The organism is Psychrobacillus syltrankelensis (assembly GCF_055454035.1).
Genome location: NZ_CM144227.1, coordinates 2977866 through 2991778 on the forward strand (window position 1 = coordinate 2977866; position 13913 = coordinate 2991778).

The 13913-nt window shown below is 36.6% G+C and carries 11 protein-coding genes, 1 pseudogene and 1 other annotated feature; of the genes and pseudogenes, 5 read left to right on the top strand and 7 right to left on the bottom strand.

Annotated features, from left to right (window positions below; genetic code table 11):
- Nucleotides 1–124: 124 nt before the first annotated feature.
- Complete coding sequence (locus ACTSKG_RS14525) at nucleotides 125–1519, top strand: MATE family efflux transporter (protein ID WP_464755279.1); 1395 nt, start codon at nucleotides 125–127, stop codon at nucleotides 1517–1519.
- Nucleotides 1520–1574: 55 nt separating this feature from the next.
- On the opposite strand, the gene ACTSKG_RS14530 is transcribed toward ACTSKG_RS14525, so the two are convergent.
- The 4 genes and pseudogenes from ACTSKG_RS14530 to ACTSKG_RS14545 all read right to left on the bottom strand — a co-directional run.
- The gene (locus ACTSKG_RS14530; RefSeq protein WP_464755280.1) at nucleotides 1575–2756 is read right to left on the bottom strand and encodes an aminotransferase class I/II-fold pyridoxal phosphate-dependent enzyme; all 1182 of its coding nucleotides are present in this window, start codon (nucleotides 2754–2756) and stop codon (nucleotides 1575–1577) included.
- 102 nt (nucleotides 2757–2858) lie between these two features.
- Entirely contained in the window at nucleotides 2859–3230 is a 372-nt protein-coding gene (locus tag ACTSKG_RS14535) for a YkvA family protein (protein WP_464755281.1), read from the bottom strand.
- A gap of 236 nt (nucleotides 3231–3466) precedes the next feature.
- Nucleotides 3467–4867, bottom strand: coding sequence for a cryptochrome/photolyase family protein (locus tag ACTSKG_RS14540; RefSeq protein WP_464755282.1), 1401 nt, complete (start codon nucleotides 4865–4867; stop codon nucleotides 3467–3469).
- Between the two features lies 1 nt (nucleotide 4868).
- Nucleotides 4869–5462: pseudogene (locus tag ACTSKG_RS14545) on the bottom strand (ABC transporter ATP-binding protein); the annotation flags it as partial.
- Nucleotides 5463–6387: 925 nt separating this feature from the next.
- On the opposite strand from ACTSKG_RS14545, the gene ACTSKG_RS14550 reads away from it, so the two are divergent.
- The gene (locus ACTSKG_RS14550; RefSeq protein ID WP_464758043.1) at nucleotides 6388–6579 is read left to right on the top strand and encodes a twin-arginine translocase TatA/TatE family subunit; all 192 of its coding nucleotides are present in this window, start codon (nucleotides 6388–6390) and stop codon (nucleotides 6577–6579) included.
- 61 nt (nucleotides 6580–6640) lie between these two features.
- Here ACTSKG_RS14550 and rbsK read toward each other — a convergent pair whose 3' ends face one another.
- From rbsK to ACTSKG_RS14565, 3 genes are all read right to left on the bottom strand, one after another.
- Nucleotides 6641–7522: a ribokinase gene (gene rbsK, locus ACTSKG_RS14555; protein ID WP_464755283.1), complete on the bottom strand. Its 882-nt coding sequence runs from the start codon at nucleotides 7520–7522 to the stop codon at nucleotides 6641–6643.
- A 131-nt stretch (nucleotides 7523–7653) separates the two neighbouring features.
- Nucleotides 7654–8610: a nucleoside hydrolase gene (locus ACTSKG_RS14560; RefSeq protein ID WP_464755284.1), complete on the bottom strand. Its 957-nt coding sequence runs from the start codon at nucleotides 8608–8610 to the stop codon at nucleotides 7654–7656.
- Between the two features lie 11 nt (nucleotides 8611–8621).
- On the bottom strand, nucleotides 8622–9626 hold the full coding sequence (locus ACTSKG_RS14565) for a LacI family DNA-binding transcriptional regulator (RefSeq protein ID WP_464755285.1): 1005 nt from the start codon (nucleotides 9624–9626) through the stop codon (nucleotides 8622–8624).
- A gap of 279 nt (nucleotides 9627–9905) precedes the next feature.
- On the opposite strand from ACTSKG_RS14565, the gene fabI reads away from it, so the two are divergent.
- The 3 genes from fabI (at nucleotide 9906) to ACTSKG_RS14580 (ending at nucleotide 13494) form a co-directional block, all read left to right on the top strand.
- Nucleotides 9906–10685, top strand: a complete 780-nt coding sequence (gene fabI / locus ACTSKG_RS14570; protein ID WP_464755286.1) for an enoyl-ACP reductase FabI — start codon at nucleotides 9906–9908, stop codon at nucleotides 10683–10685.
- A 23-nt stretch (nucleotides 10686–10708) separates the two neighbouring features.
- Entirely contained in the window at nucleotides 10709–10915 is a 207-nt protein-coding gene (locus ACTSKG_RS14575) for a helix-hairpin-helix domain-containing protein (RefSeq protein ID WP_464755287.1), read from the top strand.
- Between the two features lie 542 nt (nucleotides 10916–11457).
- Complete coding sequence (locus ACTSKG_RS14580) at nucleotides 11458–13494, top strand: catalase (protein ID WP_464755288.1); 2037 nt, start codon at nucleotides 11458–11460, stop codon at nucleotides 13492–13494.
- 85 nt (nucleotides 13495–13579) lie between these two features.
- Nucleotides 13580–13893: a binding site (T-box leader), on the top strand.
- Nucleotides 13894–13913: the final 20 nt, after the last annotated feature.

Here is a 13913-nt window from a genome sequence, read left to right on the forward strand (position 1 = left end):
GTTTTGGGTTATTACTAATTTAAAGTATATTATCAAATATGGCAGTGTGAGCGAGTTTGTTCACGCTGTTTTTATATGGTAAGATTCATTTTATTGAAATCCAATTGGCGAAGAGGGAATATAGATGGCGATTAAAAAGAAGAAGGATTTAGGTGGGAAGCTTAGTTTATTTCACTTAACCTGGCCAATTTTTCTAGAAGTATTTTTGTTTATGTTAATGGGGATAGCAGATACGTTTATGCTCAGTGCATTGTCTGATGATGCAGTATCAGGTGTGGGGGCAGCAAACCAATACATTCATATAGCAATATTAATATTAGAAGTAGTCGGAAATGGAGCTGCGATTGTCGTTTCGCAGTATTTAGGTTCAAAGCGATATGTAGAAGCTTCAAAAATTTCCGGGTTAGCAGTGACGTTAAATTTAGGAGTTGGAATTGTACTAAGTATTGGCTTTATATTATTTTCTAAAAGTATGATGACCGCTATGAATTTACAGGCCGATGTATTAGTCTATGCTTATAAATACTTGTCGATTGTAGGCGGAGCGATTTTCCTGCAAGCCGTCATTAACGCTTTAGCGGCTATTATTCGTGTTCATGGCTATACAAAGCAGACGATGTTTGTTTCGTTAGGCATGAATATTATTCATGTTTTCGGAAATTACGTGTTGATTTTTGGAAAATTTGGTTTCCCAGAATTAGGGGTTCAAGGAGCTGCGATTTCTTCAGTTGTTAGCAGAGCTGTCGCACTCGTCATTTTCTTCTGGTTGCTTTATCAAGTGATGGAGTATCGTGTAAAAGTACATTATTATTTCAGGGTGTCAAATGAGTACATTCGAAAGATCTTAAAAATTGGATTGCCATCTGCATTTGAACAAATTTTGTATCAAGGCTGTCAAATTGTATTCCTATACTATGTAACTTATCTAGGAGCAGAGTCATTGGCTGCAAGGCAATATGCAGTAAATATCTCAATGTTCACGTATTTATTTGCAATAGCGATAGGAATGGGCACTGCAATCATTGTTGGCAGGTTTGTAGGGGCCGGTGAGAAAGATGAGGCATATAAATCTGTTTGGTTCAGTTTGAAATGGGCACTTCTCTTCACGTTGTTGATGGTAACGATAGTTATGATGTTCCGAAATGGGTTAATGAGTTTGTTTACAGATAATGAACAAATTATAAAAATTGGAGCATCTGTATTAGTCTTAAGTATACTTCTTGAAACGGGAAGGACTATGAATATTGTTATTATTAATTCATTGCGTGCTGCAGGAGATGCTAGCTTCCCCGTAGTGATAGGTGCTTTGTCGATGGTTATGATGAGTCTACCTTTAGGTTATTTTCTGGTTTTTAAATTGGACTTAGGACTACCTGGTATTTGGCTGGCAATTGCCACCGACGAATGGACCCGTGCTATAATCATGTATTTCAGATGGAAAAGTCGTAGGTGGGAGAGGTTTGCCCTCGTACATCCTCAGGGAAATGAGAAAAGATCAAGTGAAAGCCGGTCGTTATAAACGATACAGCTTTCCTTGATCTTTTTCTTTTGTATTATGTTTATAAGCATCCAAATTAGATGTGGGATGGAACTTCAATCTTTAGTTTTTTCAACTGCTCAATAGCTTTTTTCAATATCTCCACGTCTTGTACAAGGGCTACACGAACAAAGCCAGCACCTGCCGAACCGAACACTGTTCCAGGGACCATGACGACACCTGTTTGATCAATTGCTTCAAAGACAAAATCTTTATCTGTCATGTCATATGGGTACTTTGCCCAAACAAACATACCACCGTTAGAAGGAGTTACTGTCCAACCAATACTTTCCAAACCTTCGGATAATACTTTATGGCGCTCTGCAAATATTTTACGTAAACGCTCTGTGATTTCTTCCGCATTATTTAGTGCAGTTATCCCTGCTTCTTGGATAGGTCCGAAAATACCAAAATCCAAATTTGATTTTAGTTGCTTCATAATATCAATCATTTTTGCATTTCCAACTATATATGCAATGCGAGTACCTGCAAGACTAAAACTTTTTGATAAAGAGTTAATCTCCATTCCAACCTCCATGGCTCCAGGTGTAGATAGGAAGGTACAAGGAGCATTGCCAGAAAAGTAGAATTCGGAATAAGCTGCATCATGTAGAATAATGACATTATATTTATTTGCGAATGCAACCACCTTTTCAAAAAAAGCGGAGTCTGGCATTGCTGGAACAGGGTTTCCAGGTAAGTTTAATATCATTAGTTTCGATTTATAAGCTACTTCAGCGGGTATCGAATCTAAATCAGGTAAAAAGTTATTTTCTTCTAATAGATTCATATAATATGGAACTGCTCCAGCTAGCTTAATACCAGCATCATATGCAACATATCCTGGATTGGTCGTTAACACGTAATCTCCTTCATTACAAAATGCAATAGGTAGATGGACAAGACCTTCTTGGGATCCCATGGTCTGTAAAATCTCGGTTTGAGGATCAAGGATAACGTTAGTACGTCGTTTATAATAATCTGCCACTGCTTCGTAAAAACGTTTCGTGCCGCTTAGTGTATAGCCATATGTTGTTGCTGAGTAGCTTTGTTCCGATAAAACTTTTCTTGCTTTTTCATCGGGTGGTAGGTCAGGGCTACCTAAGCTTAAATCATATAGTTCAAAACCGGCTGCTTTTTTAGCTGCGGCAGCTGCTTTTAAATCACCGAAAATAGCAGGTTCAAATATAGACATTTTTCTAGATGGTTCGATAATCAATTAAAAGCACTCCTCGCTAGCAAAATAAATTTATCATTTATTCTATCACAAGTTAAACTAATATTGTGAAAAATAACAGATGCAATATATTAGATATTATGACTATTTTGTGAATAGTATATAACCCCAATAAATGCATATAATCCAGATGGAAATAATAATAGTGCCGGCTATCCAATTATTCTTTTTCAATTTCTCCGATTCTTCCGCTAATAAACGACACTCTAACAGTATATGGTCAGGTATCAGTTTTAAAATAATTGTAATAGCTAGAGGAATAAGAATAACATCATCTAAATAACCAAGAACAGGAATGAAATCAGGAATTAAGTCAATTGGACTGAATGCATATGCAACAACTAATATAGAAAGTAGTTTTATATAAAGAGGTAACATTGGATGTTTATATGCCTCAACTAATACAAAAACGTCTTGTTTTATCTTTTTTGCATGTGCTTTTATGTTTGCAATCACTTTATATTCTCCTTATATCATTATAAAAACAAGGTATCATATTGTTCGATTCTCATGCCATACTCCTTCTCAGAGAGCGACGGACAAACATATGCCTCAAGATAATCGAAAGAAAGAGGAGTTGCAAGTGATTCAATCACTCCCAACTCCTCAAAATAAGGCGATAATAGTGTAGTGGAGGTTTAGTACGAAACACTTAGGAAATGTGAAGGATTAAAGATTGTTTACTATTTTTCTTATTTGTTTCCTTTGATCGTATCGTATGCTTCCAATGCACGAAGTCTAGCCCGCGCGTGTTCAACTATTGGTAGTGGGTACTTTATCCCTAAACGTATATCCAATTTCTCTAACAGGCTATCAGGTGCTTCCCACGGTCGATGAATATAAGGTGCTGGAAAATTAGACAGTTCAGGAACCCAATGTCGAATATATCCTCCATTGGAGTCAAATTTTTCACTTTGAGTAATAGGATTAAATATACGAAAGTATGGAGCAGAATCAATTCCAGAGCCCGATACCCACTGCCACCCCATCGCATTATTCGCTACATCAAAATCAACGAGTGCTTTTTGAAACCACTCATATCCTTTTCTCCAGTCAATTAACAAATGTTTGCACAGAAAAGAGGCTGCCACCATACGAACTCGGTTATGCATATAACCAGTTTCCCAAAGTTCTCTCATCCCAGCGTCTACAAGAGGATAACCAGTAAGCCCTTTTGTCCACCGTTCAAAAGATTCGCAATCATTTTGCCAAGGAAATCGTTCAAAAATAGAACGGAGAGGTTTGTTAGCAAATGATGTAAAATGTATGAGTTGATGATAGGAGAACTCTCGCCATATGAGCTGTTTTCTAAAAGTGTGAATGCCTGGAATATCGTAATTCTCTAATGCATGAAAGATAGAACGAATACTAATATCCCCACACGCTAAATAGGGGGACATTGTAGAGGTAACCATTTTAATAGGAAAGTCTTTCATTTGATCGTAGTTAGATATATCTCCGCTAATAAATTGCTCCCACATTTTAATAGCTGTCAGTTCGCCTGGTTTCCAATATGATGTCAATTTATTATATCGAGGCATAGTATTAAGCAGACTTAGTTCTTCTACTTTTACTGTTTTTAAGGAATGATTATAAATTTCAAAATCATAAGGAGTGGGAGCGGGTAGATGAGCACTTACTTGCAAACTTTTTTTCCAAAAGGATGTGAATACTTTATATGGTTCCTGATTTTGATTGAGCATTTCCTTAGGAGAGTATAGTAGATGTCCGTTAAATGTGCGGACATGAATATTTTGGTCTTTCAATTTAGTTACAATTTCTTGATCTCTTCTCACTACAGAAGGCTCATATCGTTCATTAAAAAAAACAGCATCTGCCATGGTTTCATATATTAGACTTTGTATTATATCTAAAGTATTTCCTACACGAATTATGAGAGGAAACCGCTTTTGAAAGGAAATTAGCGAGTGATGGAGCCACCATAAAGAGGAATCACTCGCTTGATATTCTTTTTCTTCTTCTTTTGACCAAATGAAGACAGGGATAATAATTCCTTGTTGTGAAGCTTCCCATAGTGCAGGGTGATCATGTAAACGAAGGTCCTTTCTAAACCAAACGATAATTTTTTTCATATTAAAATGACTTCATCTCTTTCGTATTTTGAATGTCTTCTAATCTTAGGACACCATCGGTCATTTTATACACATTGTCACAATAATCGATTAGACGTATATCGTGCGTTACTACAATGGTAGTTGTATTATTATTTTTCGTTTCTTTTTTTAGAAGTTCCATTACTTCATATGCACGCTCTGAGTCTAAGGATGCAGTCGGTTCATCTGCAAGGATAATGGATGGCTTACTATACAAAGCTTTTGCAATTGCTACACGTTGACGTTCCCCACCTGAAAGATCCGCAGGATATTTATTGCGTAAGTCACTTATTCCTAGGTCTCCGTACAACCTTTCTAATTCTTTTTTATTCATATTATCTTTTTTGACATTGTCTAATAACCTCATATGTTTATCTACAGTTAGAAATGGGATTAAGTTGGAAGCTTGCAATATGAAGCCAATTTCTTTCAATCTAATTTTAGAGCGTTTTTTCTCATTTAATTCGGATAGGTTTTGTGCATTAATAATAATTTCTCCGTTGGATGGGTTTTGCAGTCCTCCTGCGATAGTTAGAAAAGTACTTTTACCTGAACCAGAGGGGCCAATTAAAGCATTATCTGAACGGGGATACTCGTTTAAACAAGCAGTTGCTCTCGTGAAAGAAGAAAAAGAAACATTAGAAAATCAGGATAAAGCAGTTTCACATGAACCATTTGAAGAGTTCAATGACTTTGTATTCCAGTTGCTTGAAAAAGGCGCCTATTGTGAGGAAATAGAACTGAATCTTATTTTACAACAAGGGTATCATCATTTTGGGTTGGATAAGTTTTTATCAGCAGTGGTAATACCATTTTTACATGAGGTAGGAAAACGATGGGAAAAAGGAGAATGGGACGAGTACCAAGAATCTGTCTCTAGTCAAGTAGTAAGGGATTTTTTAGTGCAAATTCGTCGTAATTATCAATATAGGGAAGAGGCACATTTAATTATGGGAGCCTGTCTCCCAGGTGAACATCATGAAATACCTATCCATATTTTATTACTACAGTTTATGATGAGGGGATGGAAAGGAATTCTAGTAGGAGCTTCTCCTGCTCCTGGTTCCATTGAAGCTTTGGTGAAAAAGATGCAACCTAAAATTGTATTATTGTCAGCTTCTACCACTTTACCTTTTGAAGCGGACCCAAATTTATTAATAAGGTTGGACCAGTTTGCGTCGGAAAACAGCGAGATAGATTTTTATATTGGTGGTGCTGGTTCACTTAAATACTTAAAAGGTAAAAGTTTAGAAGCAATCCATGTGGCCAATTCAATTAAGAAATATTAAATGAAAATAGAAAATAAAAAAACTACAGAACTGTGAGCATAATTTTTCAGCCCATTTCGTTTTTATTGAAAAATCAATGAGATTTGGTTAAAAATTGCAATGAATATGTATAATTTGTAATGAAGGAAGACAATAATATTACAAATGCTATCAACTCAACTATTGCATATTGCCATCGGATTATAATAAAAATAGGTATATGGAGGAATTATCCTGTCAAACATCGGAGTGCCAGGTTTAGTAGTTATTTTAGTTATCGCTTTAATTGTCTTTGGTCCTGCGAAACTACCTCAGTTAGGTAAAGCTGCCGGTGAAACTTTAAGAGAATTTAAAAAGTCAACTAAGGATATTGTGGAAGGTGTAACGGAAGAATTTAAAGCAGAAGATAAAGAAAATAAATAAAATAGCAACGATAAAAGTGGAATCCCTTAGCAATATAGAAACTTGCTAAGGGATTCTTATATTAAAAGGTTAATGGCAAGGCAGGTTGTGCACCCATTTGAGTAACAACAAATGCAGCTACTTCGGATGCATATAGGATACTCTCCTCCAAGGAATGTCCCTTACATACTCCTACAGCTAACGCCCCGTTAAATGCATCGCCAGCCCCAGTAGTATCTTTTACATCCACTCGATTTGGTTGTATACGGCCATGTTCATGCCTATTCATATAATACGCACCTTTTTCACCTAAAGTAACAACTACTGCTCCAACCCCTTTTTGTAGTAATAAGGAGCATGCTTGGTAAAGATCTGCATCGGTTTCGGTTTTCAGACTGGTTAATACTTCTAATTCTGTTTCATTTGGTGTTAATATGGAAACTTTATTTAATAAAGAATCGCTAATTTCTTGTGCAGGAGCAGGATTTAATATAATTGGTATACCTTTTTGTGAGGCAATATTAGCTGCAAGCTCTACGGCTGGCATAGGAATCTCCAGTTGTAAAAGTAAAGCATTACTCGCTTCTATTTTACCTCTCTCTGCTTGAATCTGTTCGGTTGTCACAAGAAAATTTGCTCCTGCAAATAGTACAATCGAATTTTCCCCTGAATCTGCTACTTGAATTATCGCTTGTCCAGTTAATCCAACTTTCTTGATAGCAACAGTATTAACTCCTTTACTTTGTAGGTTTTGCAAAACTTGTTCGCCGAAAGCATCTACTCCTACATTCCCTATAAAGTTAACCTCTGCACCTAATTGCCCTGCAGTTATTGCTTGATTTGCTCCTTTGCCCCCGAAAAACACCTCATGATTTATACTGTGTAATGTTTCCCCTGCTTTTACAATATGGGGAACTCGATACACAAGATCCATATTGATGCTTCCTACGACTGCTATAATCATGAATTGTTTTACTCCTTTCCATTACCTCTTGTTAAAAAAGCTTGGATTAATTGCCCTTTTGATAAAATACGAGACGGGAAATCAAGTAATTTTGCCATTTGAGCTATTAAAAGAGGACTAACCATACTTTTTTACCCGATTTGCTTGCTCATTATTTTAACGGCGTTCAGAAATTGCTCGAGGAACTTCTCTCTGTGAACCGTATGTAATACTTTCACATTTTGAGGAAGCCCAGTACGTTGAGAATAATCCACGACAGTTGTTCCAGCTGTAAGTCTTCCTTCTAGTTCTACTGCCACATAGCAGTCATCCCCTTCAAATAGCTCAGGTGTCAAAACGTAAGATACTGCGCATAAATCATGTAAACGAATCTGACCTTCAAAGTTAGGGGTATGGAAAGCTGTTTGCTTTGCTGTATGGATGTAAAAACGTAGCATTGTTGCAACCTTATGTGCAAATTCCGATCCTATTGCTTCAATTTCATCTAATTCTTCTATCGTAACGTAAGCTTTATGAGTGACATCAAGTCCACTCATTACTATAGGAATTCCGGAACGAAAGACAACATCTGCTGCATGAGGATCAACGTATACATTAAACTCTGCTGTTGGTGTCATATTTCCACCAACAGCGGCGCCGCCCATATAGGAAATGTACTTAATTTTCGATTTTACTTCTGGATGCGCTAATAGAAGTGCACCTACGTTTGTAAGTGGACCGGTTGCAATGAGAATTATTTGCTCATCACTAGATAATAGTGTTTCTTTCATCGCTTCAACTGCAGTTCGATTACTTAAATGGAGAGTAGGCTCAGGAAAGCGAACATTACCAAGTCCATTCTCACCGTGTACTTCATCTGCAATTTCGAGTTTGCGGAAAAATGGCTTATCTAAACCTCTAGCAACTTCGATATTTTTTTTCATATAACTAGTAAAAGCGAGCGCATTGTAAATCGTTTTTTCTTGCGTTTGGTTTCCTGGTTCTGTTGTGATTAACTTAATATCTAACTCTGGATGTGCAAAAGCAAGAGTTAGTGCCATTACGTCATCAATACCAGGATCACAATCAATAATTACAGGGATAGTCATTTCATTACACCTCATTTTATTTTTTTCGTACTTTCTCTAACGATTAAAGCAGGTTCAAAAACTACTCCTTCAGATGAATTGTTTTCGATTTCATTTAGGAGTATATCGATTGCTTTTCTTCCCATTTCATATGTATCTTGTCTAACAGTAGTTAGCTTTGGGATTAAAGCAGTTACTAAAGGAATATCATCAAAACCGACGATGGACAGTTGTTCAGGAATTTGGATTCCTAGTTCATGAGCAGCCTGATAAATACCACATGCCATTAGATCATTGCTGGCAAATATTGCAGTCACGGAGTTATGCTGTAGAAATTTCTTTGCTATTAGGTAAGCTTCCTCCATTTGAAAGTCACCAACTAAGATATATGACTTAGGAAGTTCTATAGAAGCTTCTGTTAAGGCCCGTTGAAATCCAGAAAGACGTTGTTGTGCATTTAAAATATCTAATGGTCCCGTCATACATGCAATTTTAGTGTGGCCTAAGTCAGTCAAATGCTTTCCAGCAATATACCCTCCTTTTTCGTTGTCTAAAAAAACACCGGAATTGTTACTTGCTTCCTCACCACGGTCAAATAATACATAGGGTATCTTTCCGCTGTCCAATTGATCTTTGCTAGTATGAGATAGCTGGTTCATACTTGAAAGTAAAATCCCATCAACTTGTTGTTCTTGCAACAATCGTAAATAGTTTTCTTCTTTTTTTGATTGATCATCTGAATTACAAATGATGAGGCTATAGTTCCTTTGATTTGCCTCATCTTCAGCACCTCTGCAAAGCTCTGGGAAAAAAGGATTGGAGATATTAGGGACGATTAACCCAAGCATATTGGAACGCTTTGTTACTAGACCACGTGCTAATTTATTGGGCTGGTAATTTAACTCTTCCATTACCTTTAACACTTTTTTACGTGTTTCTTTTGACATCCCTTCTGCTTTGTTATTGAATACCCTTGAAACAGTAGTAATTGAAACATCAGCTTCTCTCGCTATATCCTTAATCGTTATTTTCCCCATATATGTATCACCTATTCCTTTAGTTAGGAAAACGTTTTACGAAAACGTTTTCTCTAATTAGTACTTAGAATATTGTAGACTGTTTCCTTTGTCAATTAATTTTGCAAATGGAATAAAGTCTAATCAATTATTTAGCAAAAAAACACTATAATTAAAAGGGGAAATAAAACGAAAATAAGAGAGAGGATAGTGCAAAAGGAAGTAAATATGGTATGATTAAATTAGTAACTGGTACTAATAATAGGTATAGTATATCTCGAGAATAAATTGGAGGTTCATATGAAAGATTTAATTCAATTAAAAGATAAAAATATTGTCGTAATGGGTGTTGCAAATGAACGTAGCCTTGCATGGGGAGTGGCTAAATCACTGTTTGAAGTGGGAGCAAACGTCATTTTCACTTATCGTAAAGAACGTTCTTTAAGTAAAATTGAAAAAGCTTTAACTGATAATAACTTAGAGGCAAGATTAGTAGTTGAATGCGACGTTAATAGTGATGATAGTATCAAATCTGCATTTGAAACTATTGGAAAAGAAGTAGGGGCGATTCACGGAGTGGTTCACTCAGTTGCCTTTGCAAATGCAGAAGACTTAAAGAACGATTTTATTAATACTTCTAGAGAAGGCTATGCATTTGCTCAAGATACCAGTGCGTACTCACTTATTGCTGCAGCAAGAGAAGCAGCACCATTTATGACTGAAGGTGGCTCTATTGTTACAATGAGTTATTTAGGAGCGGAGCGCGTGTTGGAAGGATACAACGTAATGGGTATTGCAAAAGCATCATTAGAGGCTTCTGTTAAGTACTTAGCGTTAGACCTTGGGAAAAATAATATTCGTGTAAATGCTGTTTCTGCTGGAGCTGTTCGTACATTAGCGGCAAAAGGAATCTCTTCTTTTAACACTATTTTGCATAAGATTGAAGAAACATCTCCTTTAAAACGCAATGTTACAGCAGAAGAAGTTGGAGATATGACGGTTGCACTACTAAGTAATTTATCTAGAGGCGTAACAGGGGAAATCGTATACGTGGATTCTGGATATAATATTATGGGTTAACCTCAAAATGAGGAGAGTGCGTTATGACAACTAATAATGATTTTCAAAAAATACTTGCCAAGCCGGGACAACGCGCACTTGCAGCGGTAGGGATTGGGAACTTGGAACAATTGTCAAAGTTTACGGAAGCACAGATTATGGAGCTCCACGGTATTGGAAAAAACGGCATGAATCGGCTTCATATTGCTCTTGCAGAAAAAGGGTTGTCATTTGTGCATAAAAGTAAATAAATAAATGAGTTAATTTCATAAATAGCATTTAATTATTAAAACACGAACAATACTCAATTTATTGATTGGAGCGACAGGCGGCGACTCCAGCGGGATGAGTGAGACAGATGAGCCATTACAAACGACGCGGATGCGGCGGTAATGGCTCATCGCTCACCCCGCGGAAAGCGTCCGCCTATAGCGGAAATCATGCTGATTTATGAAGAGTATATTATACATATTCATACTTTTGACTTCAATATTGTTCGTTATTATGCTCTAAATTTGAATTATGAAATTGATTCTTATAAGTAAATAAATAAATAAATAAATAAACCGGATGAAGAGAGTGAATCTTCATCCGGTTTTTTCTATAGTCAGAAATGCTTTATTTTCATTTCAAAAGACTCAGCTAAATTGACAACTTTTTTAGAAACATCCGGAAGGCGTACGGATTTTATAGATAATAAAATTTCGGTGAATAGGGCTTTTAAAAAAATGTTTTTTCCTAGAGTCAAAGGGTATTAGTGAGTATAAGTTACGAATTTAGAGGAGGAGTAAGTTTGGATAATAAGGTGAATGAAAACAGTAAAAATAAACAATTGGAACAGTTTCGAGTAGATGACAAAGATAAAGCAATGACAACAAACCAAGGGCTAAAGGTTTCAGAAGATGAATTTTCCTTAAAGGCCGGTGAACGTGGTCCTACTTTATTAGAGGACTTTCATTTTCGTGAAAAAATGACTCATTTTGACCATGAACGAATTCCAGAGCGAATTGTACATGCAAGAGGGTATGGGGCGCATGGTGTTTTTGAATTATATGAATCAATGCAAGCCTATACTAAAGCTAAGTTCTTACAAACAGTGGGGTCGAAAACTCCTGTATTTGTAAGGTTTTCAACAGTAGCTGGTTCTCGAGGATCTGGAGAATTAGCTAGGGATGCTAGAGGTTTTGCGACTAAGTTCTATACAGAAGAAGGAAATTACGATTTAGTAGGAAATAATATTCCCGTTTTTTTCATTCAAGATGCTATAAAGTTTCCCGATTTAGTGCATGCCTTGAAACCTGAACCACATAATGAAATACCTCAAGCTGCAACAGCACATGATACTTTTTGGGATTTCATCGCAAACAATCAAGAAAGCGCACATATGATAATGTGGGCTATGTCCGACCGAGCAATCCCTCGAAGCTTTCGAATGATGGAAGGATTCGGAGTGCATACATTCCGATTTATTAATGAAGAAGGAAAATCTCATTTTGTAAAATTTCATTGGAAGCCGGTCTTGGGAGTGCATTCGGTCGTTTGGGATGAAGCGCAAAAATTAAACGGAAAGAATCCTGACTTCCATAGACAAGACCTTTATGAAGCCATTGAAAATGGGGATTATCCAGAGTTTGAATTAGGTGTTCAACTAATCGAGGAGAAAGATGAGTTTCAATTTGATTTTGACATTTTAGATCCAACGAAGTTATGGCCAGAGGAAGTAGTGCCGGTAAAAATTATCGGAAAAATGACATTGAACCGTAATGTAGATAATGTATTTGCGGAAACGGAACAAGTTGCTTTCCATCCAGGGCATGTTGTACCTGGAATCGACTTTACAAATGATCCTCTACTCCAAGGTAGACTGTTCTCCTATACAGACACACAATTAATCAGATTAGGAGGACCCAATTTTCATGAACTACCTATAAATAGACCTGTTTGTCCTTTCCATAACAATCAAAGAGATGGGTATGGTAGACAAACGATTAATGTAGGACAAGTAAGCTATCATAAAAACTCTCTTGCTGGTAATACTCCAACACCAGTAAGTGAGGCTGAAGGTGGTTATGCAAGCTACCAAGAAAAAATAGAAGGACGCAAAATTCGTGCTCGCAGTGAAAGTTTTAAAGATCATTTTTCTCAAGCAACATTATTTTGGAATAGTATGAGCGACCCCGAAAAAGAGCATATTGTGAATGCGTTCAGTTTCGAATTAGGAAAGTGCAAAGAAATATCTGTCCGCCAACAAGTATTAGAAATGTTTGCGAATGTTGACTTAGAATTAGCAAGCAGAGTAGCAGAAAACTTAGGTCTCGTAGTTCAGGGGAGTAACCAAACAACGAATACTAAATCCTCTCCAGCACTTAGTCAGCTTAATACAAACATGATGCATAATACACGTAAAATTGCAGTGTTGGTTGCTGATGGTTTTGACGGTGAACTTACAGCCATTTTAGATGATTTAAAAGCGAAAGGTACTCAGCCAGAAATTGTAAGTGATCATCAAGGAGTTATCGAAGGTGAGGATGGATCTAAGTTGCCGGTGGATCATACATTCTTAACTGCAGACTCAGTTTTATTTGATGCAGTATACATTGCAAGTGCTCAGGGTAATACACCCATGTACCAAAAAGAAGCATCCTACTTTATTAAAGAAGCATTTGCTCACTATAAACCAATTGCCTCTTCATTTAGCGGCGACCAATTAATAGGTGAACTCGGTCTAACTGAGAAAATTGGTGTTTTAACGGAGGAACCAGTAAACAGCTTTATTGATAGTTTTATTAAATTAATTGCTAAACACCGCTTCTGGGATCGTGTTATATAAACTGAAATGATTTCAAAAAGTTTTATTCATATAAATACACTTTACTAATTCTTTGGTATTTGCTATATTCTGATAAATGGATATTTTATAGGCTATGAAGAGGGAAGTAAAATAAGTTGTTTTTTTAAAAGAGAGCTTCGTTTGCTGAAAAGAAGCAAAAAACACTAGTTTAAAAATGGCCTCTGAGCTTCGTATTGAACGAATTATTTGACCAAAACCAAGTCGCCTATTACGATAAGTGGTGGCATCCGAATTTGGGTAGATGATCTCTAGTAAACTACGACAAGTATCGGCACTTGTTATAAACGCCGGAGTATTATGTTTTGATACTCACTAAGGTAAACAGCGAGAGTTGTTTATAAATTTAGGTGGTACCGCGAGTTTAACCTCGTCCTTTTTTAGGACGGGGTTTTTTGTTT

What these genes read in the sequence shown, in the direction of transcription:
- ACTSKG_RS14525 (WP_464755279.1), top strand. Translation starts at nt 125, where the DNA reads ATGGCGATTAAAAAGAAGAAGGATTTAGGTGGGAAGCTTAGTTTATTT.
- ACTSKG_RS14540 (WP_464755282.1), bottom strand. Translation starts at nt 4,867, where the DNA reads ATGAAAAAAATTATCGTTTGGTTTAGAAAGGACCTTCGTTTACATGAT.
- rbsK (WP_464755283.1), bottom strand. Translation starts at nt 7,522, where the DNA reads ATGATTATAGCAGTCGTAGGAAGCATCAATATGGATCTTGTGTATCGA.
- ACTSKG_RS14560 (WP_464755284.1), bottom strand. Translation starts at nt 8,610, where the DNA reads ATGACTATCCCTGTAATTATTGATTGTGATCCTGGTATTGATGACGTA.
- ACTSKG_RS14565 (WP_464755285.1), bottom strand. Translation starts at nt 9,626, where the DNA reads ATGGGGAAAATAACGATTAAGGATATAGCGAGAGAAGCTGATGTTTCA.
- fabI (WP_464755286.1), top strand. Translation starts at nt 9,906, where the DNA reads ATGAAAGATTTAATTCAATTAAAAGATAAAAATATTGTCGTAATGGGT.
- ACTSKG_RS14575 (WP_464755287.1), top strand. Translation starts at nt 10,709, where the DNA reads ATGACAACTAATAATGATTTTCAAAAAATACTTGCCAAGCCGGGACAA.